The 21,654-nt window shown below is 68.5% G+C and carries 18 protein-coding genes and 1 pseudogene; 8 read left to right on the top strand and 11 right to left on the bottom strand.

All coding sequences use genetic code 11. The features are described 5' to 3' along the window. Positions 1-210: 210 nt before the first annotated feature. A complete protein-coding gene (pgfA, locus tag ADBZ6K_RS07190; protein ID WP_526345180.1) occupies positions 211-1,413 on the top strand; it encodes a cell envelope lipid trafficking protein PgfA in 1,203 nt (400 codons plus the stop codon). A gap of 20 nt (positions 1,414-1,433) precedes the next feature. Next, positions 1,434-3,167 (top strand): MmpA family trehalose lipid delivery protein, encoded by a 1,734-nt coding sequence (locus tag ADBZ6K_RS07185; protein ID WP_526345179.1) that lies wholly within the window; start codon positions 1,434-1,436, stop codon positions 3,165-3,167. Here ADBZ6K_RS07185 and ADBZ6K_RS07180 read toward each other — a convergent pair. Further along, positions 3,151-4,311: a glycosyltransferase family 4 protein gene (locus tag ADBZ6K_RS07180; RefSeq protein ID WP_526345178.1), complete on the bottom strand. Its 1,161-nt coding sequence runs from the start codon at positions 4,309-4,311 to the stop codon at positions 3,151-3,153. The two genes, ADBZ6K_RS07185 and ADBZ6K_RS07180, sit on opposite strands and share 17 nt — an antisense overlap. A gap of 91 nt (positions 4,312-4,402) precedes the next feature. Between ADBZ6K_RS07180 and ADBZ6K_RS07175 the strand changes: the two genes are divergently transcribed. The 3 genes from ADBZ6K_RS07175 (at position 4,403) to ADBZ6K_RS07165 (ending at position 6,188) form a co-directional block, all read left to right on the top strand. Next, positions 4,403-5,209, top strand: coding sequence for a class I SAM-dependent methyltransferase (locus ADBZ6K_RS07175; RefSeq protein WP_526345177.1), 807 nt, complete (start codon positions 4,403-4,405; stop codon positions 5,207-5,209). A gap of 179 nt (positions 5,210-5,388) precedes the next feature. Next, a complete protein-coding gene (locus ADBZ6K_RS07170; protein ID WP_526345176.1) occupies positions 5,389-5,529 on the top strand; it encodes a hypothetical protein in 141 nt (46 codons plus the stop codon). A 65-nt stretch (positions 5,530-5,594) separates the two neighbouring features. After that, entirely contained in the window at positions 5,595-6,188 is a 594-nt protein-coding gene (locus ADBZ6K_RS07165) for a TetR/AcrR family transcriptional regulator (protein ID WP_526345175.1), read from the top strand. Positions 6,189-6,217: 29 nt separating this feature from the next. Here ADBZ6K_RS07165 and ADBZ6K_RS07160 read toward each other — a convergent pair whose 3' ends face one another. The 9 genes and pseudogenes from ADBZ6K_RS07160 to ADBZ6K_RS07120 all read right to left on the bottom strand — a co-directional run bounded on the left by ADBZ6K_RS07160 (position 6,218) and on the right by ADBZ6K_RS07120 (position 15,604). Further along, the gene (locus ADBZ6K_RS07160) at positions 6,218-6,739 is read right to left on the bottom strand and encodes a dihydrofolate reductase family protein (protein ID WP_526345285.1); all 522 of its coding nucleotides are present in this window, start codon (positions 6,737-6,739) and stop codon (positions 6,218-6,220) included. Next, a complete protein-coding gene (locus tag ADBZ6K_RS07155) occupies positions 6,739-7,662 on the bottom strand; it encodes a helix-turn-helix domain-containing protein (protein WP_526345174.1) in 924 nt (307 codons plus the stop codon). Before ADBZ6K_RS07155 ends, ADBZ6K_RS07160 begins: the two co-directional genes overlap by 1 nt. A gap of 75 nt (positions 7,663-7,737) precedes the next feature. Next, entirely contained in the window at positions 7,738-8,169 is a 432-nt protein-coding gene (locus tag ADBZ6K_RS07150) for an arylamine N-acetyltransferase family protein (protein ID WP_526345284.1), read from the bottom strand. A gap of 69 nt (positions 8,170-8,238) precedes the next feature. Beyond that, a complete protein-coding gene (locus ADBZ6K_RS07145; RefSeq protein ID WP_526345283.1) occupies positions 8,239-9,021 on the bottom strand; it encodes an enoyl-CoA hydratase/isomerase family protein in 783 nt (260 codons plus the stop codon). A gap of 42 nt (positions 9,022-9,063) precedes the next feature. Then, the gene (locus ADBZ6K_RS07140; protein WP_526345173.1) at positions 9,064-10,296 is read right to left on the bottom strand and encodes an alpha/beta hydrolase; all 1,233 of its coding nucleotides are present in this window, start codon (positions 10,294-10,296) and stop codon (positions 9,064-9,066) included. 149 nt (positions 10,297-10,445) lie between these two features. Continuing rightward, a pseudogene (locus ADBZ6K_RS07135) lies at positions 10,446-10,940 on the bottom strand (AMP-binding protein); the annotation flags it as partial. Between the two features lie 105 nt (positions 10,941-11,045). Next, a complete protein-coding gene (locus ADBZ6K_RS07130; RefSeq protein WP_526345172.1) occupies positions 11,046-12,866 on the bottom strand; it encodes a phosphoenolpyruvate carboxykinase (GTP) in 1,821 nt (606 codons plus the stop codon). Between the two features lie 216 nt (positions 12,867-13,082). Continuing rightward, entirely contained in the window at positions 13,083-14,540 is a 1,458-nt protein-coding gene (locus ADBZ6K_RS07125) for a hypothetical protein (RefSeq protein ID WP_526345171.1), read from the bottom strand. Further along, positions 14,537-15,604: a GTPase domain-containing protein gene (locus tag ADBZ6K_RS07120; RefSeq protein WP_526345170.1), complete on the bottom strand. Its 1,068-nt coding sequence runs from the start codon at positions 15,602-15,604 to the stop codon at positions 14,537-14,539. The genes ADBZ6K_RS07125 and ADBZ6K_RS07120 overlap by 4 nt, the downstream gene beginning before the upstream one ends. Before the next feature lie 148 nt (positions 15,605-15,752). On the opposite strand from ADBZ6K_RS07120, the gene trmB reads away from it, so the two are divergent. The 3 genes from trmB to mmpL3 are packed head-to-tail and all read left to right on the top strand — an operon-like array spanning position 15,753 to position 20,369. Next, entirely contained in the window at positions 15,753-16,562 is an 810-nt protein-coding gene (gene trmB / locus ADBZ6K_RS07115) for a tRNA (guanosine(46)-N7)-methyltransferase TrmB (protein WP_526345282.1), read from the top strand. Positions 16,563-16,590: 28 nt separating this feature from the next. Continuing rightward, complete coding sequence (locus ADBZ6K_RS07110; protein WP_526345169.1) at positions 16,591-17,283, top strand: NYN domain-containing protein; 693 nt, start codon at positions 16,591-16,593, stop codon at positions 17,281-17,283. A gap of 47 nt (positions 17,284-17,330) precedes the next feature. Continuing rightward, on the top strand, positions 17,331-20,369 hold the full coding sequence (mmpL3, locus tag ADBZ6K_RS07105; RefSeq protein WP_526345168.1) for a trehalose monomycolate exporter MmpL3: 3,039 nt from the start codon (positions 17,331-17,333) through the stop codon (positions 20,367-20,369). Between the two features lie 54 nt (positions 20,370-20,423). On the opposite strand, the gene ADBZ6K_RS07100 is transcribed toward mmpL3, so the two are convergent. Next, positions 20,424-21,578, bottom strand: a complete 1,155-nt coding sequence (locus tag ADBZ6K_RS07100) for an AI-2E family transporter (protein ID WP_526345167.1) — start codon at positions 21,576-21,578, stop codon at positions 20,424-20,426. Between the last annotated feature and the right edge of the window lie 76 nt (positions 21,579-21,654).

Here is a 21,654-nt window from a genome sequence, read left to right as displayed (position 1 = left end):
CCGGACGAGGAGAGCCCAACCAGGTGGGACCACGTCGCCCACGCGTGTAGTAAGTACGCCTTTATTCTCTGCTGTTAGGGTCGTACGGGTTTGCCTCCACCGCTCCGCCGTAAGCGGGTGGAGGTGCGTTGCCGGGCGCGCGGGAGCGACCCGGCGCAGGCGGTCGACGGCACCGGATTGGGGTAAGCCCGAACCAAAGGAGGGCACGGCTTGAACCGCGCAGTGGCGCTGCGTATCGCGGCATGCGGACTGTTAGGGCTCGGTGCTGCCCTTCTGATCGCCGCGCTGTTGCTCACCACCTACACCAAGGGCAAGATCGCCAAGATTCCGCTCGACATCGACACGACGCTGGTCAGCAACGGCACGGGTACGGCATTCGATCCGGCGTCGCTTTCAGGTGAGCGGTTTGTCGTGGACGAGAACGTTCCCGTGGTCCTGCAGCAGCAGGTCAGCGTCGAGGCGCCGGCCAACGCGGACGTCGTCACCCTGCAGGTCGGCAGCACGCTGCGGCGGGCGGACAAACAACAGGACAACGGTCTGCTGCTGGCCATGGTGGACACCGTCACGGTGGATCGCACGACGGCGATGGCGGTATCCAGTGACACCAACCCCGGTGGTGCGGTCCAGCGGCCGCGGGCCATCGAGGACGACACCCCGCCGACGAATATCGCGCTGCCCCACGAGGGGCTGACCTACCGGTTCCCCTTCGACACCGAGAAGAAGACCTACCCGTTCTTCGACCCGATCGCGCAGAAGGCGTTCGACGCCAACTACGACGGAGAAGAAGACGTCAACGGCCTGACCACCTACAGGTTCACCCAGAACGTCGGCTACGACGCCGACGGGAAGCTCGCCGACCCGATCGAATACTCCTCGCTGTACGACAACGACGAGGACAGCCGGGTGACCGCCCGGGCGGTGCAGTGGGGTCTGCCCGGCGAACCAGAGGAAACGGTCACCATGAGCCGCTTCTACGCCGCGCAGCGCACGTTCTGGGTGGATCCGGTGTCGGGCACCATCGTCAAGGCCGACCAACACGGCTTCCAGTACTACGCGCGCGAGGCGCTCAGACCTGAGCTCACCTACGTGGACTACAAGGTCAGCTCCGACGAGCAGACGGTGGAGTCTCAGGTCGCCAGCGCCCGCGACGAGCGCGACCGGCTGGCGCTGTGGGGTCGCATCCTGCCGATCGCGTTCACCGCGACGGGCCTGCTGACCCTGGTGGGCGGGGCGCTGCTCGGATCGTTCAGCCTGCGCGCCGAATCCGCACTGATCGACCCGGGCCTTGACGACGCCGGCCACGGCTTCTTCGGCACGGACACCGAGGGCAAGCCGGTGCCGGGCGCCGAGGCGAAGACCGAGAAGTTGCCGGCCCAGCGGCCGACTGATCTGCCACCGGACAGACCGGTCTGATATCGCGGACTGACGCACCCGTGAGGGCGCAAACGCTGCTGGCACCCGGATACCCGCTGGTGCTGGCGCTCGCGGTGAACGCGCCGCTGCTGGCGCCCGGATACCTGCTGCTCAGGGACGCGGTGTCGACGCCGCGGTCGTATCTCACCGATGCGGCGCTCGGGCTCGCCGAAGCCGCGCCGCGGGCGGTGCCGCAGGACTTCGCGGTGTCGGCCGCATCGCAGGTCCTCGATGGCGGCCTGGTCGTCAAGGCGTTGCTGGTGGTGGGCCTGTGGCTGGCGGGCTGGGGCGCCGCGCGGCTGGCCGCGACCGTCCTGCCCGACGCGGGCGTGCCGGGCCAGCTGGTCGCAGCCACGGTCGCGATCTGGAATCCCTATGTCGCCGAACGCCTGCTTCAGGGGCATTGGAGTTTGCTGGTCGGGTATGGATGCCTGCCGTGGGTGGCTGTGGCGGTGCTGCGGCTGCGCACCGGCACGGGCGACTGGTGGCCGCTGGTGTTCTGGCTGGCGCTGGCAGGCCTGACACCGACCGGGTTGCTGCTCGCGGCGGTGGTGGCGCTGGTCAGCGTCGGGGCCGCCGGGGATTCGGCCGCGGGCGACGGGGGTGCGGGCCGGCTGCCGGTGGCCGCGGTGTCGCTGGGTGTAGCGGCGCTCGCAGCCACACCGTGGCTGGTCGCGGTGTCGGTGTCGGGCTCGGTGTCCCAACCGGCGCCGGATCCCGCAGCGGGCATCCACGCGTTCGCGGCGCGGGCCGAACCCGGTCTTGGCACGTTGGGCAGCCTCGCCGGCCTCGGCGGGATCTGGAACAGCGAGGCGGTCCCGCCGTCGCGGACGACGTCGTTCGCCGTGGTCGCCACCCTGGTGCTGCTCGCAGTGATAGGGGCGGGTCTGCCCGCCGTGGCGCGTCGCCGCGCCGCGGCGCCATTACTGATCCTTGCGGCGGCCGCGGTCGTGCTGCCCGCCGCGATGGCCACCGGACCGGGATTGGCGGTCGTGGAGTCGGCCGTGCGGACCGTCCCCGGCCTCGGCGTCGTCCGCGACGGGCAGAAGTGGGTCGCGCTGGCGATGCCGGGCTATGCGCTGGCGGGCGCGGGTGCGGTGCTCACCCTGCGGCGCTGGATACCCGCGCCGGCCACCGCCGCGGTGGCCTGTGCGCTGATCGTCGCGATGCTGCCCGACCTGGCGTGGGGTGTGGGCGGCCGGGTCGTGCCGGTGCACTACCCGCCCGGCTGGGCGGCCGCCGCGGCGGTGATCAACGCCGATCCGCGCCCGGTGGCGGTGCTGCCCGCCGCCAGCATGCGCGACTTCGGCTGGGCCGGTGAGGCACCCGTGCTGGATCCGCTACCCCGCTGGGTGCACGCCGACGTGCTGACCAGCGGAGACCTGATCATCGGCGGGCAGACCGTACCGGGCGAGGGCAACCGGGCCCGCCACGTGGAGTGGCTGCTGCTCGACGGCGCACCGGCCGAGGAGCTGGCCCGTGCGGGCGTCGGCTGGCTGGTCCTCGAGAAAGACAGGGAGAAAGACAGGGCGGAAGACGGGCAGGGAGCGGGTGCCGCGGACGCGGCACCGGCCGGGCTGGGGTTGGCCTACCGCGACGACAGCATCGCCGTCTACCGGGTGGGCGGCGACCATCCGGCCGCCGCGCATCGGGGCCTGGCGATCGCCGCGCATCTGGTGTGGCTGGCGACGCTGTGCGCCGGGCTGGTCGGCCTGTTGGCAGGCAGGGTGTCCGCGATCAGACGACGCCGCTGACGAGGACCCCGGCGCGCATCGACGCGAGCACCAGCCGCATCGCGTCCGCGGTCTGCGGCCACGAGAACTCCTCGCTGCGGGCCTGGGCCTTCACGCCCAACTGCTCGCGCAGCACCCGGTCGGACAGCACCCGCTCCAGCGCGTCGCTGAGGTGCCTGCGGTCGTCGACGAGCAGGCCGGTGACGCCGTCGACGATCGAATCGTTCAGCCCGCCCGAGGACCGGTAGCCGATGGTGGGAACCGCATGCTGTGCCGCTTCGACGACGGCAAGTCCCCAGCCTTCCTTCCGCGACGGCAGCACATGTACCCAGCACCTCTGCAGCACGACGTGTTTGACGCCGTCGCCGACGTGTCCGTGGAAGGTCACGGCGTCGGAGATGCCCAGCCGCTCGGCGTGCTCGACCAACCGGTGGCGCCACCAACCGTCGCCGACGATGTCCAAATGCAGATCTGGCATCCGCGGCCGCAGCCTGGCGACGGCGTCGAGGGCGTCCTCGATCTGTTTGTGCGGCACCAGCCTGGACAGCACCGCCACCCGGGGGGTGGCGGATCTCGGCAGACTCAGGGTGTGGGGCGGGGCCTCGTCGAGCCCGTTGCGCACCACCGCGATCCGGTCGTCGTCGACGCCCAGCTCGGTCAGGTCCCGCGCCGACGGCAGCGACACCGTCACGTACTGATTGCGGCGATGCACCCGCGGCGAGACGAAGGATTCGACGAACCAGCCGATCCGGCCGGTCAGCGCGCCGGCCACCGGCCATTGCTCGCGGTGGCAGTGGTGGACCAGCACCGCGACCCGCCTGCCGAACACCAGGCGGGCCATGAACGGCAATCCGTTCTGCGTGTCGACGACCACATCGGGGCGTACCGCCCGCAGCGGGCCGAGCCCGAGCCGCGCCGCGGCCATCGCCAGCAACGCCCACACGTACACCGAATATCTGCCACCGGCGCGGCTGATGTGGACGCCGCCGACCACCTCGCGGCGGGGTGCACCGGGATATCGGGCGGTGCGCAATGTCACGCCGACGCCGGTCGCGGCCAATTCGGCGCCGATCCGCTGCAGATATGCCTCGCTGCCACCGCCCTGCGGATGGCCGGTGTCGCGCCAGCACAACAGCAGCACGGACCTCAGCGGGCGAACGGACACCCGGACCACACTAGACGCAAACCGGGGCGCACCTCGCGCCCGTCGCGGGGCGGGATCGCCCATGGGCAGCCCGCCCCCTAGGGTCTGTCCGGTGGCTGCCACTGATCTCTTCGCGCGCCGCGCGACGCTGAGCCGCTCGATGCGGCTGCTCGCCGAATTCCGGTTCGAGCAGCGCGATCCGGCCCGCTTCTACGGTGCGCTGGCCGCTGACACCGCCGAAATGGTGGCCGACCTGTGGCGGTCGGCCACCGGAACGGCACCCGGCGGTCAGACGGTGCTCGACGTCGGTGGTGGTCCTGGTTATTTCGCCGCGGCGTTCGGACGCCGGGGCATGCGCTACATCGGCGTCGAACCGGATCCCGGCGAACTGCACGGGGTGCTGCCCGAGGCGCCGCTCGCGGCGGGATCCGATGCGCCGCTCGCGGCGGTCGACCGCGGCGCCGCCTACGTACGCGCATCCGGAATGGCGTTGCCATTTGCCGATGGCAGCGTTGATGTCTGCCTGTCGTCCAACGTCGCAGAACACGTCAGGGAGCCGTGGCGCCTTGGCCGCGAGATGCTCCGGGTGACCAGGCCCGGCGGTCTGGCGATCCTGTCCTATACGGTGTGGCACGGCCCGTTCGGCGGCCATGAGATGGGCCTGACCCACTATCTGGGCGGTGAGCGAGCGGCCGCCCGCTACACCCGCAAACATGGCCATCAGCCCAAGAACAACTACGGATCGTCGCTATTCGCCGTCTCCGCGGCCGACGGCCTGCAGTGGGCACACAGCACCGGGGCGCTGCTCGCCGCATTTCCCCGCTACCACCCACGATGGGCGTGGTGGATGACTCGCGCACCGGTGCTGCGCGAGTTCCTGGTGAGCAATCTCGTGCTGGTCATGACCCCGCACTCATGAGAACGCTCTCATGCAGACAAACGACCGAATATGTCAGCTGTCATATTCAGGCTCACGACTACCCATTTAGACAGTTAATTTACGAACTGTTCACCTGCCCATTCGGATAACGCTCCGAAATGTGATTGCACACTTGTCTTACGATATTTATGCTCAATGTCATAGACAGGAGGTGTCCGATGTGGATCGTCGAGATCAACTTCGCAGGCCGCCGGTTCACACACCGGGTACCGGATCGCAAGCGGACGTTGTGCCTGTTCAAGGCGCGGACCGAGGAGCGCCGGTCGTCGCAACAGCTGCAACCCCAGCGCGTGGCCTGACCTCAACGGATCCGAACCTGCCCACCACCGCCACACCTCCCAAGCGCGGCTCGACCCGCAACAACATGCTGGTCACAGCGGCGAAGGTACTGCGTGAACGCGGACCGGCCGGCGTCACCATCGACGAGGTGCTCTCCCGTAGCGGGGCGCCGCGCGGTTCGGTGTACTACCACTTCCCGCACGGTCGCAACCAGATCCTGACCGAAGCTCTCAACCAGGCCGGCGACGCCATCACCGCCATCATCGATGCGGGCGTCGACGAGGGCGGCGTGTCGATGGTCCGCCGCTTCGTCGAGTATTGGGAGCACGAGCTGATCGACAGCGATTTCAGCGCCGGATGTCCGGTGATGGCGGCGGCCGTCAGCTCCTCCGACGATTCACCCGAACTGGCGTCGGTGGCGGGCGACATCTTTCGCCACTGGCGGGCCGCGCTGACAGAGGCCTTCCGCAGCGATGGGTTGGGCGGAGCCGAAGCCACGTCGCTGGCCCGCACATGTATCGCCGCCCTGGAGGGCGCGGTCGTGCTGGCGCGATCCACCCGCGCTCTTGGCGTGCTGAGCGATGTCGCACACGAGATCGAGTTCCTGATCAGATCACGACAGTTCGTCCACCAGAACGCGCCGACAGACCCCGGCCGCGCGCCGCGTCAGGACGCGTAACCAACGCCCGGTGCGCCCGCGATCGGCGCTCAGGCCCTGCGCCACCTCGCGCAGAGGAAATCCCGATTGATCGCCGATTCCACGAGCACCCATTCGGACCGCATCGGCAACACCGGAGCTCCCCTGCCAAGGGAGCACGGTGCATAGGAGACGATCATCTCGTCGACGAGGTTCGCGGATACGAACTGTGCCGCCGTCGCCCCGCCGCCGACAACCCAGACATCCTTACCCTCCGCCGCGGCGACCAGCTGGGGATGCAACTCGGCGACGTCGCCGTCGAAGGTCTGTACCGGATGTCCGTCGACGATGATCTGCGGTCGGCTGGTCAACACCCAGGTCGGCTGCTCGTACATCCACGGGCCCGGCTGATTGTTCACAACCCACTCGTAGGTGACCGAACCCATCGCAAGGGCGCCGACGCTATTGGCGAACTGTTGGTAGTTGAAGGGGCCGTCCTCGTCGATCGCACGCGACATCAGCCAGTCCAGGCTGCCTGCGTCGTCGACGATGAAGCCGTCCAGACTCGACGCGGTGTAGTACACGGTCGCCATCAGCAGTTCCCTCTCATCCACTCCAGTGGGTCCCCGTTGCGCACTTGCACATCCAGGCGCGCGAGCATCGTGCGGACCAACTCCCGGCGATGCGCCGAGTAGGTCAGGACGTGCGCGACGATTCCGTACAGCGGGAACGACTCCGGTGGATCACACAGCGCGTCGATCACCGTATCCGCCAGCCGACCCTCAGCCGTCTTCTCCGAAACCATGGCCGCCCAACGGCTTCCGACCTCGCCATGGTGTGCGGCCAACGACTCAGCCGTTGTCGTCCGCGCCGTCGTCGCCGTGCGCGACGGGTAGTCCCGGCCTTCGATGGTGGCCAGCCAGACCTCTTTCGCCCACACCAACGCACCAAGCACCGCACCGACGCTCGGTTCCGGCCCGTCCCATTCGAGAACCACCTGCCCTGGCGAAATCGCCTCGTCCCATTGCCCTTCCAACAGTTCGCTGGATCGGTCGATGAGGTATGCGGTGTCGGCGACGTCATGGGCGATCATCAGCGCGGGGATGTCGGGCTGTTTGGTGTCGCCCGCGCTGTCGAGCCAAAGCGACTGCGGCGGATGGAAATGCAGCCCATTGGGGGCGCTGAGCCGAAATCCGGTGTCGCACGCTCGCGACGGCGGAACCCCGAACGAGCGGCGGAATGCCCGCGAGAACACCTCCGCCGACGACCAGCCCCCCTCTGCGGCCACCGCGGACACACTCTCACCGCGCTGCAGGCGCCACGCGGCGCGCTCGAGCATGACCCGGCGACGCAGGGCCGCGGGCGACTCGCCGGTCAATCGCCGGACCTCACGGGAGAAGTGGAATGTCGACGAGTAGCTGCTGCGCGCCATGTCGGGGACGTCGGCGTTGTCGGCATCCACGACCGCGTCGAGCAACTCCCGCAACCGGTCACGTCGGGCAGGAAACTCGCTCACATCTACCGAGTATGGTCACCCGACCGCGCAATGGACATGACGATTCGTGCTGATCCCGTCCCGGGGCTCACGCCGTCAGGTGTCGAGGACGTCGCCGACACGCGCTTCCAGCGCGCCGCGGCGACCCACTACATCGGCCACGTCGATCCCGAACCGGCCGGCGAGCGCGTCGACGACCTGCCCGGCGGTGTCGAAGCGGATCCGCTCCGTGCCGCCATCGCGGTGAATAGCCAGGTGGCGCCCGCGGAGGTTGAGCCTCGCGTTGTCGGTGACCAACGCGACGGTCAGTCCGACGACGAAGGTGGACGCCGGATGTGTCGACACGTACCAGCTGCCCACCTCCAGGTCGATCCGCGGCTGCGGCCTGGTGTTGAAGATGTACAACGGTCGCCACTGCTCACCGATCCTGACCTGGACCGCATGGCCGTCGCCGAATCGGACGACCCGGTAGGGTTCGTGCGGCGTCTGCTGGACAAGGTCGTCGACCAGCGAAATAGGCCGCCAGATCGATGCCCGTGCCCAGCTGAGCTGTCATGGTCTCATCCTGCGATCTGAATGGAGGTTGAGGTCAACCGGTCAGGTGCCCGTCCAGTGTGGGACCCGCTTCTCGGCGAATGCGATGGCCCCTTCCCTGGCGTCATTGCTGGTGAACACGGGTATCAGGATCTTCAGCTGTTCGGCGAACATCTCGTCGGGATCCCAGCCCCGCGATTCCACGATGATCCGTTTGGTGGCCGCCACCGCCAGCGGCCCGTTGGCGGTGATCTTCTCGGCCAACGCGATCGCCGCGTCCAGCGCCGCCCCCGGCTCAGCCAGTGCATTGACCAGGCCGAGGGCTTCGGCGCGCTCGGCGGGTAGGTGTTCACCGGTCAACGCGAGCTCCATCGCGATCGAGTAGGGGATGCGCTGCGGCAGCCGCAACAGCCCACCGCCGCCCGCGACGAGGCCCCGTTTGACCTCGGTGATGCCGAATGCCGCCGCCCTCGACGCCACGATCAGGTCGGTGGCCAGCGCGAGCTCCATTCCGCCGGCGAGTGCATAGCCCTCGACAGCCGCGATGAGCGGCTTGGCCGGGGGCCGCTCCGTGAATCCCAGTCCCCGACCCGCGACGACGACGTTCTCGCCGCGAGCGAAGGCCTTGAGGTCCATCCCGGCGCAGAACGAGCCGCCCGCCCCGGTCAGCACTCCCACCGAGAGCTCGGGGTCCCCGTCGAGATGATCCATCGCGTCGGCCAGCCCGCGGCTGACCGCGGCATTCACCGCGTTCCTGGCCTCAGGACGGTTGATGGTGATGATCAGGATTCGGCCGCGCTGCTCGAGAAGAACCGGGGTGGATGCGTCGTCGCTCACGGCCGTGATGCTAGCGAGATCGGCGAGGCCGCTGGGGTGATATCGGCTGGACTAGATGGCTTCCCTGGCCCGGCCGCTGCTGGCCCTGCGATGAATCTCGTTGAGGAACAATCCGATCCCCGTCACCATCGAACCCGTCCGGGCGCCGTCGGTCACATCGAATCCATGGCTGGCCCCGGGTAGCTCGATGTAGCTGACCGGCGCATCCGACGTAGCCCGGAGCCGCTCGACGAACATGCGTGCCTGCTCGACGGGAACCACCGCGTCGCCGGTGCCGTGAACGATCAGGAACGGTGGCGCCCCCGGGTGCGCCCTGGCCATCGGTGAGGCCTGCCGGAAGATCTCCGGGTGCCGCGAGATCCGGCGTTTCACCACGACCCGCTCCAGATAGTCGACGAAACGCGCGCGCTCCGCGGTCGACCGGTCTTCCCAGTCGTAGCGCCCGTACACACCGACCACCGCGTCCACGGTGGTGTCCGACCCCTCCGGCAGGTCGGCTTGCATCGCGGCATCGTTGCCGGTCAGCCCGGCCAGCGCGGAGAGGTGGGCACCCGCCGAACAGCCCGCGATCGCGATGAAATCGCGGTCGCCGCCGAATTTGTCGACGTTGGCCCTGGCCCAGGCGATGGCGGTCTTGACGTCGGTGATGTGGCAGGGCCACCGATGGTGCGGAGCGACCCGGTAGTCGATGGACAGGCATATCCAGCCCAGCTCGGCCAGATGGGCCATCAACGCATAGCCCTGGAGAAGTCGGCTCCCATGCACCCAGGCGCCGCCGGGAACGAAGATCAGCACGGGCGCGGGATGCCGGGGCAGGTCTTCGACGTCTCCGCGCCGCCACACGTCGAGCAGTTGGCTGGGCAGGCTCCCGTAGCGCACCGATGTGCGGTGGACGTGGCGGCGGAAGTGCAGCGATTTCCACAACGGCGGGGTGCGCTCCGGCGCGGGCCACTGGATCATCAGATCCTCGTCAGCAACCACGCCACGCAATGCGGCATCCGATACCGCGTGGGTGCTTTCGCGTTCCCGCCTGCGGATTTCGGCAACGCCGGGCGTCAGCCAGGCACGGGCCGTCGCGGAGAGGTAGTCGGGCAGCAGGCGAGTGCCCCAGATGCTCACCGCCGTCGCGGCGCCAAGGGGCTCAAGATGTTTGCCGATCACCGGAAGCGATGCGTATGCGACGCTCACCGCGAGTGCATAGTCGGCGGGTCGAGCATGCAGCAACCAACGCGCCCGCGAGACCATCGTTGGTCCGGGACCGCGGGTGTCGGGTCGTTCCGTCACGGCGCGAATGTACCGTCGCGATCGGCCCGAGATGGACGATATTCAAAAGTTGTCTGCTGCTGTCACATTCGCGCGTTCAGCCGAGGGCGGCGGACACCGGTGACACCTCGGAGACCCGCAGGCCGTTGTTGCGGCCGGAAGCGGAAGCTGCCCACCGACCCAGGATGCCGCAGCCATTCGTCGGCGGTGATCAGCGTCTCATCGATCGCCTCCGCGGAGGCGTGATACTCGTCGACGATGCGGCCCCACCAGTCGATGATCTGCCGCCTGATCGACTGGGCAGGGCGCCGCGGCGTGGATCACCCGGCGCAGACTGGAGATGTCGTACGAATTACGCACGGATTCAGGAAGTTTCAGCATCCGGGTAAACATCGTCGGGACGAACTGCCCGTGGGTGACGCCGTGGCGCTGAATGGCGTCCAGACAGCAGACCGAGCGTATCCAGTTGATCCACAACGCATTCGGGGCAAGGCGGCCAGCCGTCGGGGCGGTGCTCTGTAGGCCTGGCGAACATCAACAGCTCGGGCAAGTCCGTCAGGCAGGTGTTCGCCGATGGCCTCACAGGTCGCGCGGAGTACAGCCGAGCCGATGACGGCTTTGGCGTCGCTGTTGTCGACGATGTAGGCGGCCTCCGCCGCCATCAGGATCGCGACGGCATCGCCCCCGTCTGCACCGAATCCTGCGCGAGGGCTGTGGTCGCGCTGATTCCACGACCCTCGTGCAGAAACCGGCGCAGACGGCGTCGGCGACTATTCGGACAGGCGGTGCTTCAGCGCGTCGAACTCGTCCTTGATGCCCGTCGGCAGCTTCTCCCCGACGAATTCGAACCACTCCTCGATGAGCGGCAGCTCGGCACGCCATTCCTCGGGATCGACCGTCAGCGCCTCGGCGACGTCGGCGGGATCGATATCAAGGCCGGTCAGGTCGATGTCGTCAACGGTCGGCACCACGCCGATGGGGGTGGTGGAACCCCCCGCGGTCTGCTCGATGCGCCCGACCACCCACTTGAGCACCCGGCTGTTCTCGCCGAATCCGGGCCACAGGAACCTGCCGTCATCGCCGCGGCGGAACCAGTTGACGAAGAAGACCTTCGGCAACTTGGACTCGTCGGAGTTCTTGCCGATGTCGATCCAGTGCTGGAAGTAGTCGCCGACGTTGTAGCCGATGAAGGGCAGCATGGCCATCGGGTCGCGGCGCACGGTACCGACCTTGCCCTCGGCGGCGGCGGTCTGCTCGGAGCCGATGGTGGACCCGATGAATACCCCGTGCTGCCAGTCGTTGGCCTCGCTGACCAGCGGAACGGTGGTCTTACGCCGCCCGCCGAACAGGATCGCCGAGATCGGCACACCCTGCGGGTCGTCCCACTCCGGCGCCAGCGTCGGGCACTGCGAGATCGGGGTGCAGTAGCGCGAGTTGGGATGGGCGGCCTTCTCGCCCGACTCGGGTGTCCAGTCGCGGCCCTTCCAGTCGATGAGGTGCTCGGGTTTGCCTTCCAGGCCCTCCCACCACACGGTGTTCTCGTCGGTCTTGGCGACGTTGGTGAACACGGTATTGCCCGCCGCGATGGTCTTCATCGCATTGGGGTTCGAATCCCAGTTGGTTCCGGGAGCGACACCGAAGAAACCGAACTCGGGGTTGGTGGCATACAGCCGGCCGTCCTTGCCGAAACGCATCCAGGCGATGTCGTCGCCGACGGTCTCCGCGCGCCAGCCCTCCAGCGTGGGCTGCAGCATCGCGAGGTTGGTCTTGCCGCAAGCCGACGGGAACGCCGCCGCCACGTAGTAGGCCTTGTTCTGCGGGGAGATCAGCTTGAGGATCAGCATGTGCTCGGCCATCCAGCCCTCGTCGCGGGCCATCGCCGAGGCGATACGCAGCGAGTAGCACTTCTTGCCGAGCAGGGCGTTGCCGCCGTAGCCCGAGCCGTAGCTCCAGATCTCGCGGGTGTCTGGGAAATGGGTGATGTATTTGGTGTCGTTGCACGGCCACGGCACGTCCTCTTGGCCCGGCTCGAGCGGTGCACCGATGGAGTGCAGCGCCTTGACGAAGAATCCGTCAGTCCCGAGCTTCTCCAGCGCGGCGGCACCCATCCGGGTCATGACCTTCATCGAGATGACGACGTACTCGCTGTCGGTGATCTCCACACCCAGCTTCGGATCGTCGGCGTCAAGCGGGCCCATGCAGAACGGGACCACATACATCGTGCGGCCGCGCATGCAGCCCCGGTAGAGCTCCGTCATCAGCGACCGCATCTCGGCGGGGTCCATCCAGTTGTTGGTGGGACCGGCGTCGATCTCGCGTTCCGAGCAGATGTAGGTGCGCGACTCCACCCGCGCGACGTCGGAGGGATCCGAAAGCGCCAGGAAGGAGTTCGGCAGCTTCTTGTCGTCCAACCGCTGGAATGTTCCTGCCGCCACGAGCTGATCGGTCAACCGGGCGAATTCCTCCTCGGAGCCGTCGGCGAATACGACGCGATCCGGCTGGGTGAGCTCGGCAACCTCTTGTACCCACGCCAGCAGCGCATCGTGTTTCGTCGGGGCGGTGTCCAGACCTGGAAAGGTCGCTGAAGTCATCTACTTCTCCTGCGTGGTTTCTTGCCAGGACGCAGGCCACATGTACGCCAACTACAGATTGGTGGCGGTCACGGTCGTCCCTGGTTCGAGGTTAACGCGGGTGACATACCCGCGGATATGTGGATTCATGTCCGATCACTCACAAGAACGATTCAGAAGCCCGTTCAGAGCGGTGTACCGATTCAGTTAACAAACTGCGACACGGTCAGCAACCATTCACGAACCGCTCGACCGGCCATCCGACCGGGACAGCTCCGCCCTGACGGCGTCGAGCACCCGCTGCAACTCGGGGATTCGACGGTCCCGCGTGGCAGCGGCGACCGCGATGGCCTTGGCATGGGTGTGCAGCTCGGCATCGATCTGGGCGATCCGGCCCGCCGCGGCCCTGCCGGCCTCGTCGTCGCGCGCGGCCAACTCGGAGGTGAGCGCCGCCTCGGCGGCCAGCACTCTGGTGGCAACCAGCTCCTCGGCCGAGGACCGCACCGCCGCCGTGATGTCGACGACCCAGCGGTCCAGCACCGCCCGGTCGTGCAGCAGGCCACGGATGCCGACCACCCACACCGTCAGCAACAGGCCCGCCGCGCCGCCCGCGGCCAGCCCGGCCGCGGTGAGGCCCGGGGCAAGGCCGGCGAACAACCGGCTGACCGCGAGCGCGACGCCGAGTCCGAAGCCCGCACCCAGCAGCATCATCAGCCGCGTTTCCAGCGTCCGTGACTTCACCGGCGGGACGCCGACGTCGGGCGCCGCGGCGGCGTCGGCGGGAGCGGCGGGGGCGGTGAACCCGAGTTCGCGCGCGACGTCGCCGAGGTGGCGGGTGATGCCCTCGTCGACTTCACCGATCACCTCCGCCGCCCGGTGCTGCACGTAGCCGGTGAACTCTTCGATTCCGCGGCGGCCGACCCCCGAGGCGTCCTCCTGGAGCTCCGCACGCACCGACGCGCACCGATTGCGCGCGAAGTACGACAACTGCACACGGGCCTGCTGAATCTGGCTGCGCAGCGCGATGGCGCCTTCCACCTTCGACAGCCGGCGCTCGCGACGAACCTGTTCGCGGAGGGCCTGCAATTCCGTGATCCGGCTCTGCCGGGTCGCACCGGCACCATCCGCGCGATACTCGTCCATCATCGCGTTCACCCGAGATTCCCAGGAGCGCAAGCGATTACGACGTTCCAGGGAGGCGTCCCCCAGACCCTGTCCGAGCATTTGGACGAGTTCGTCGAGATGCGGGTCGCCGAGGTCGGGTGCGGCTGCCACACCCACCCACGGCATCCGTGCGTACCGGGGGGATCGCGCCGCGAGCAGTTCCCGGTCGGCGGCCAGCACCTCGCGCCAGCCTCGATGTGCGTCGATCTTAGCCACCGCCCCGATCACCAGGTCGGTGTGCGCGGACGCCGAATCGACCAGCGCACAATCGGATTCGGCCAGCGGTGCGATCGCCGAGGTCACGAAAACCGTGGCCGCCGGCCCCTCGCCCGGCATCAGCTGGCCCGCCTCGACGAACACGTGCTGCGGCATCCGTTCCCGCAGGGCGGCGACCACGCTGGTGGTGCCGGCCAGCCACGGGCCGGTGACGAGGACGACATCGCGGCCCCGGACGGTGGGGGCTTTCAGTGCGGGATCGACGGCCGTGACGACGGCGTCGGCCGACGCAATCGGGTCACTCACAGGGGTCACTCACCGCGTTTCCCCAGCAGGCGCAACGACCCCCTGGTGATGTCGTCGCCACAACTGCGGTGCAGCGCGTTGACGGGGCCGTGACTGTAGTGGCGCCAGCGCACCGCGCGGCGCAGATGCGCGTCCGGATCGTCGCCGCGGTCGACGACCGCACCGGCGGCTTCCACCACGTCGACCGCGGCCTCCATCACCGCGAAGGCGGTCTGATCGGCGGCGAGGAACTCGGCGATCCGGGCATCACCGCAACGCGCGGCCAGGGCGCGCAGCTCGGTGATCGCCGTCCGCGTCCGGCGATAGCGCACCGGCGCGGCGGCGGCGTCGATCTCGGCGGCCACCCGTTCGATCCCGCTGATCTCGCGCAGCTCCGCGGCCAGCCCGTCGACTCCGACGCCTCTGCCGAGGGCGAGCACCGAGTACGCGATGCCGAACCGGTCGAGTGTGGCGAGCAGCCCGGCCCGAACCGCCCGGGGAATCCGGTGACCGGCGGCGACGAAGGCGTCGACCGAGGTGAGATCACCGGGTTCGGTGGTCAGTGTCTGCAACGCCGCCTGCAGCTCGCCGTCGAGGTCGACGGAGGCCAGTGCCGCCACCGTCGGCACAGTCGGCACGCCGGTCAACGCCCGGAAGTCCGCCGCACGCCGCTGGGCGGCGGCCAGCGGACCGCCGACGCCCGCCCCGGTGAGGTCGGCCTTGTTGAGTATCAGCACCGTCGGGAGTCGACCCGCCGCGGCCAGCATGGCCTTGTCCTCCGGTTTGAGTGTCTCGGCGACGACCAGAACGTGCACGTCCGCCCCCGGGGTATCTGGAGAACCTGGGGTATCTGGAGAACCCGGGGTATCGGGAGCGCTCAGAACGACGTCCCAGTCGCCCGCCGCGGCCAGTGCGCCTGCCAGAGTGCGTCGGCCCACACCGTTGCGGCCGGAGATCGCAACGCTGATCGGCCGGCGCACCCGATCGATGATCGGCGTCAACCTCCGGTCGGGTATCCGCTCAGCAAATCGCGTCAGCTCGTCGACGAAAATCTCGCGGCCTTTCGTGAATCTCGGGGCCGATCCAGAGCCCATCCACAGTCCGTCCATAGCCGGCCCGATGGCCTGCCCCACCCAAATCGTGGCATCTCCCCAGCCGCCCCGTGAACGCTTGTTTCTCCATACCAGCAGAAGGCAACTGTTGGGTATCAATCTGCACCACGATGCAGGCTCGCTGGGGTCGATGCGCGACGATGGACGGATGCACGTGCGCAGGGCCGACGTCGCCGACCTGCCGAGCGTCCAGTCCGACGTCGCCGGCCCGCCTCCGCCCCGACGGGTGACCAGCTTCCGATCCCGGCGTTCCGCACTGTCCGGTGGCCAACAGGCGACCTGGGACCGGCGTTGGCCGGAACTCGGAGCCGAAGCCCGGCCGGCGGCCCGTAGCGCCGACGGGGCTGAAGCCCCCCGAATAGCCCCCCGAATGGCCCCCCGAATCGACGCCGAGGCGTGGTTCGGCCGTAGAGCCCCGGTGGTGCTGGAGATCGGGTGCGGAACGGGAACCTCGACGCTGGCCATGGCTCAGGATGAGCCCGACCTCGATGTCATCGCGGTGGAGGTGTACCGGCGCGGCCTCGCGCAGCTGCTCGGTGGCATCGACCGCGCGGGGGTGACCAACATCCGGCTCATCCGCGGTGACGGTCTCGACGTGCTCGAGCACATGATCGGCCCCGAGACACTCATCGGGGTCCGCGTCTTCTTCCCCGATCCGTGGCCCAAGGCGCGCCATCACAAGCGGAGACTGCTGCAGCCGGCGACGGTCGCCCTCATCGCCGACCGGCTGCGTCCGGGCGGTGTGCTGCACGCTGCCACCGACCACGCCGGATACGCCGAGCAGATCGCCGAGGTCGGCGACGCGGAACCGCTGCTGCGCCGGGTGACCGGCACCGCCGAGCTGCCGATATCGGTGGCCCGGCCCGTCACCAAATACGAATCCAAGGCACAGGACGCGGGCAGCAGCGTGGCCGAGCTCATCTGGGAGAAGGCGCCATGAGCACGCCCGTGAGCAGAGGAAGTCACCCATGAGCGTCACCGACGAGCTCGACGGGATTGCCACCGAGCCACCCACGGCGACGGCTCCCACCACCCTGCGCGTACTACTGGTTTGGGATGCGCCCAATCTGGACATGGGCCTCGGCTCGATCCTCGGTGGCAGGCCGACGGCCGCGCACCGCCCCAGATTCGATGCCCTCGGCCGGTGGCTGCTGGCCCGCACGGCCGATCTGTCGGCTCTCGCGGGCGACGCGACGACGGTGTCGCTGGAACCGGAGGCCACCGTCTTCACCAACATCGCACCCGGTAGCGCCGACGTCGTCAGGCCGTGGGTGGAGGCGCTTCGCAACGTCGGGTTCGCCGTTTTCGCCAAGCCGAAGATCGACGAAGGCAGTGACGTCGACAGCGACATGCTGGATCACATCGCGCTGCGGCACGCCGAAGGTCTGGCCGGTCTGTTGGTCGCATCGGCCGACGGACAGGCGTTCCGGCAGCCCCTCGAGCGGATCGCCCGCTGCGGCGTGCCCGTGGAGGTGCTTGGATTTCGTGAACATGCGAGTTGGGCGCTAGCGTCGGATACCTTGGAGTTCGTCGATCTGGAGGACATTCCCGGGGTGTTCCGGGAGCCGTTACCGCGGATCGGCCTCGATTCGCTGCCTGAGCAGGGCGCATGGCTGCAGCCGTTCCGGCCGCTGTCCTCGCTTCTGACCTCGCGCGTGTAATGCACAACTGAATGCGCGAGGCCGGAAACAGTCAGTTAGGAGCTTAATTGTTCGCCTGGTGGGGACGAACGGTGTACCGATACAGGTACATCGTGATCGGTGTCATGGTGGCGCTGTGCCTCGCGGGCGGCATCTACGGCATCAGCCTCGGGCAGCACGTCACCCAGAGCGGTTTCTACGACGAGGGTAGTGAGTCGGTGGCCGCCTCGGTGCTGGCCGACGAGGTCTACGGCCGCGACACCTCCGGCCACATCGTGGCCATCTACACCGCTCCCGAGGGAAAGACGGTCGAAGACCCCGCATTCCAGAAGAAGATCCTCGACCAGCTGGCCAAGCTGGAGAAGGACCACCCCGACCAGGTCCTGCGCACGATCGGGTACTTCAAGAGTCCCGAGCTCCTCGCGAACATGTCCGACGAGGACAAGCGGCACGCGTTCATGTCGATCCAGCTCAAGGGCGACAACGACGACGCGATCCTGAACAACTACAACAAGAACGTCGGCGAGGACGGCACGACCGTCAAGGACGATCTGCACTCCCTCGACGGCGTCGATGTGAAGCTGGCCGGTCTGCAGCCGCTGGCCAGCGAGCTGACCGGCACCATCGGTGAGGACCAGAGGCGCGCCGAAGTCGCCGCCATCCCGCTGGTGGCCGTCGTGCTGTTCTTCGTCTTCGGCGGCGTGGTCGCCGCCAGCCTCCCCGCCATCATCGGCGGGCTTTCGATCGCCGGCGCGCTCGGCGTGATGCGACTGGTCGCCGAGTTCACACCCGTGCATTTCTTCGCGCAGCCGGTGGTCACGCTCATCGGTCTCGGCATCGCGATCGACTACGGCCTCTTCGTGGTGAGCCGGTTCCGGGAGGAGATCGCCGAGGGGTACGACACCGAGGCGGCGGTGCGCCGGACCGTGATGACCGCGGGCCGCACCGTCATGTTCTCCGCGGTCATCATCGTGGCGTCGTCGGTGCCGCTGCTGCTGTTCCCGCAGGGCTTCCTGAAGTCGATCACCTACGCGATCATCGCGTCGGTCATGCTGGCCGCGATCCTGTCGATCACGGTGCTGCCCGCCGCGCTGGGCATCCTAGGGCGCAACGTCGACGCGCTCGGGGTCCGCACGTTGCTGCGGGTTCCGTTCCTGCGCAACTGGAAGCCGACGAACTGGTGGCTGAACTTCCTGGCCGAGAAGACCCAGAAGACCAAGACCCGAGAAGAGGTCGAGAAGGGTTTCTGGGGCCGGCTGGTCAACCGTGTGATGAAGCGGCCGATCGCCTTCGCCGCACCCATCCTGGTCCTGATGATCCTGCTCATCATTCCGCTGGGCCAACTGGCGTTGGGCGGCATCAGCGAGAAATACCTGCCGCCGGACAACTCGGTGCGCCTGGCACAGGAGGAATTCGACCGCACCTTCCCGGGCTTCCGCACCGAGCCGTTGACCCTCGTCATCAAGAACGACAGCGGTGAGCCCGTCACCGACCAGCAGATCGCCGAGGTGCGGGCGAAGGCGATGACGGTGTCCGGGTTCACCGATCCGGACAACGACCCGTCCAAGATGTGGCAGGAACGCAACTTCCTCGACGGTGCGTCGAAGGATCCGTCCGTGCGGGTGATCCAGAACGGCCTGGAGAACCGCAACGACGCCGCGAAGAAGGTCGCCGAACTTCGGGCGCTGTCGCCACCACACGGTCTGACCGTGTCGGTCGGCGGCACCCCGGCGCTGGAGCAGGACAGCATCCACAGCCTGTTCGCCAAGCTGCCGCTGATGGTGGTGTTGCTGATCGTCACGACGACGATCCTGATGTTCCTGGCGTTCGGATCGGTGGTGCTGCCGATCAAGGCGGCCGTGATGAGCGCGCTGACGCTCGGCTCGACGATGGGCATCCTGACGTGGATGTTCGTCGACGGGCACGGGTCGGGCCTGTTGAACTACACACCGCAGCCGCTGATGGCCCCGATGATCGGCCTGATCATCGCGGTGATCTGGGGCCTGTCGACCGACTACGAGGTCTTCCTGGTGTCCCGGATGGTCGAGGCCAGGGAGCGCGGCATGTCCACCGCCGAGGCGATCCGCATCGGCACCGCAACCACCGGCCGGCTCATCACCGGTGCCGCACTGATCCTGGCCGTCGTCGCGGGCGCGTTCGTGTTCTCCGACCTCGTCATGATGAAGTACCTGGCGTTCGGCCTTCTGATCGCGCTGTTGCTGGACGCGACGATCATCCGGATGTTCCTGGTACCTGCGGTGATGAAGCTGCTCGGCGACGATTGCTGGTGGGCGCCGCGCTGGATGAAGAGGCTGCAGGAGCGCATCGGCCTCGGCGAGGTCGAGCTGCCCGACGAACGGAAACGCCCCGCGGTGCATGAGCCCGGCGAAGAGCATGCCGCACTCGTCGGTGCGGGCGCGCCCGTTCCGCCGCGGTCACGGCCGCCGCACGATCCGACCCATCCCGCGGTGGAGGGTTCGTCGCGGCCCGCAAACCGGCCCGCACCCCCGCCGCGGCTCAACGGCCCGTCGGTCGCCGGGACCACCAGGATCCCGACGAGGCCAAGGCCCTCCCCGGGGCCCGCGCCGGGACCCGCCCCGGCCGACGAGCCGGCCACCACGCGGCTTTCGGTGGCGAGGAACGCCGGCACCACATCCGCCCGCCCGACGCCGCCGATCGCTCCGAAGGACCGCGAGATCGAGTCCTGGCTTGGCGAGTTGCGGGGCGCGCCGACCGGCGTGGCCCAGCAGTCGCCGCCATCGGCCGAGGCCACCCGCGCGATCAAGGATCAGCGGCCCGGCCCGTCTGGCCCCGACAGCCCCGAGAACCGCGTGAACCCCGAGGGCGCCGACGGCGCCGACGCGACCACCGCCATTCCGGTCGTCCGGCGCGGCGGGCAGGCACCGCACCAGCAGGCGGGTGAGAACGACGCGACGACGGCGATACCCGTGCAGCGTCCGCAGGATCCGGAGACCACGGAGAAGCTCGACACCCGCGACCGGAACGACCGCACTGATCGCAGTGATCGCAGTGATGACGAACAGCGGCAGCGCCGCGGCGGCGGGGTCAGCGCCCAGGATCTGCTGCGCCGCGAGGGCAGGCTCTAGCCTGCCCTGGTCTTCAGCCTGCCCTGGTCTTCGGAAAGCGCTTCGGGACGGCGGTCACTCGTCGGGTACCCGCTCGGCCTCGACGTCGTCGGCCTCGGCCTTGATGGCCGGGCCGTCCTCCGCCTCCAGCTGCGCGGCCTCCTTGTCGGGATCCTCGGCGAGCAGCACCCGCACAGCGCTGTTGAGGAATGCGACCGCAGGCACCGCCAGCAGCGCGCCGACGATCCCGGCCAGCACGGCGCCGCCTGCGATGGCCAACACGATCGCCAGCGGGTGGATGGATACCGCACGGCCCATCACCAGCGGCTGAAGGACGTGCCCCTCCAGCTGCTGGACGGCGATGATCAGCCCCAGCGTGATGAGGGCGTAGATGAAGCCCTTGGTCAGCAATGCCACGATCACGGCCAGCGAGCCGGCGACGACCGCGCCGACCAGCGGGACGAACGCGCCGAGGAACACCAGCGACGCCAGCGGCAGGGCCAGCGGGACCCCCATGATGCCCAGGCCGGCGCCGATCCCCACGGCGTCGACGAGGGCCACCAGGAACGTCGCACGGACATAGCCGATCAGTGAGTGGAACCCGGCCCGGCCCGCGTCGCGAACCCGTTCGCGCACGTGCGCGGGAAACACCTGGGTGACGAAGCCGAAGATATTGCGTCCGCCGTGCAGCAGGAAGATCAGCGTGAACAGGGTCAGCAATGCGCCGGTGACGATCTCGGTGATAGTGCCCGCGGTGGACAGCGCGCCGCTGGTCAGCTTCTCCTGGTTGTTGCGCAGCGCCTCGATCGCCGCATTTCCCGCCTGGTCGATCTGTTCCCGCGACAGGCGCGGCGGACCCTCGATCAGCCAGGTGCGGGCCGAATCGATGCTCTGCGTCACCTGGTCGACGAGCGCTGGGGCGCCCTCGATGAACTGGCTGACGACGAACGCCAGGATGCCGCCGACCACGGCGATCCCGGTGAGCAGCACCAGCGCCACCGCGCCGCCGCGCGGGGCGCCCCTGCGGTCGAGGAAGTCGACGGCGGGCATCAACAGCGCCGCCAGCATGGTCGCGAGCGCCACCGGCACGACGATCACCTCGATGCGCAGGATCACCCACAACAAGGCCACCGCTGCGCCGACGATGACGAGCAGCCGCCACGCCCACGCCGCGGTCTTGCGAACGAGCGGCGACACCGACTCGTCGTCGAGCGAGACACCGGCGGCCATGCCGGTAGCGTAGCCGTCCGCACACCGAGGGCGACGGCACGCCCGGCGCGGGGAGGTGGGAGAGCTACCTGCACCG

Origin of the sequence: Mycobacterium sp. (genome assembly GCF_044223235.1) — a bacterium.
In the GTDB taxonomy this organism is placed as follows: Bacteria; Actinomycetota; Actinomycetes; order Mycobacteriales; family Mycobacteriaceae; genus Mycobacterium.
The sequence above is the reverse complement of the archived record's forward strand: the minus strand, read 5'-3'. Positions and strand labels throughout refer to the sequence as shown.

Excerpts from the sequence above, each read along its gene's own strand:
- ADBZ6K_RS07170 (WP_526345176.1), top strand. The coding sequence starts at position 5,389 with ATGTGGATCGTCGAGATCAACTTCGCAGGCCGCCGGTTCACACACCGG.
- ADBZ6K_RS07165 (WP_526345175.1), top strand. The coding sequence starts at position 5,595 with ATGCTGGTCACAGCGGCGAAGGTACTGCGTGAACGCGGACCGGCCGGC.
- ADBZ6K_RS07160 (WP_526345285.1), bottom strand. The coding sequence starts at position 6,739 with ATGGCGACCGTGTACTACACCGCGTCGAGTCTGGACGGCTTCATCGTC.
- ADBZ6K_RS07130 (WP_526345172.1), bottom strand. The coding sequence starts at position 12,866 with ATGACTTCAGCGACCTTTCCAGGTCTGGACACCGCCCCGACGAAACAC.
- ADBZ6K_RS07120 (WP_526345170.1), bottom strand. The coding sequence starts at position 15,604 with ATGGGCTCTGGATCGGCCCCGAGATTCACGAAAGGCCGCGAGATTTTC.
- trmB (WP_526345282.1), top strand. The coding sequence starts at position 15,753 with ATGCGCGACGATGGACGGATGCACGTGCGCAGGGCCGACGTCGCCGAC.
- ADBZ6K_RS07110 (WP_526345169.1), top strand. The coding sequence starts at position 16,591 with ATGAGCGTCACCGACGAGCTCGACGGGATTGCCACCGAGCCACCCACG.
- ADBZ6K_RS07100 (WP_526345167.1), bottom strand. The coding sequence starts at position 21,578 with ATGGCCGCCGGTGTCTCGCTCGACGACGAGTCGGTGTCGCCGCTCGTT.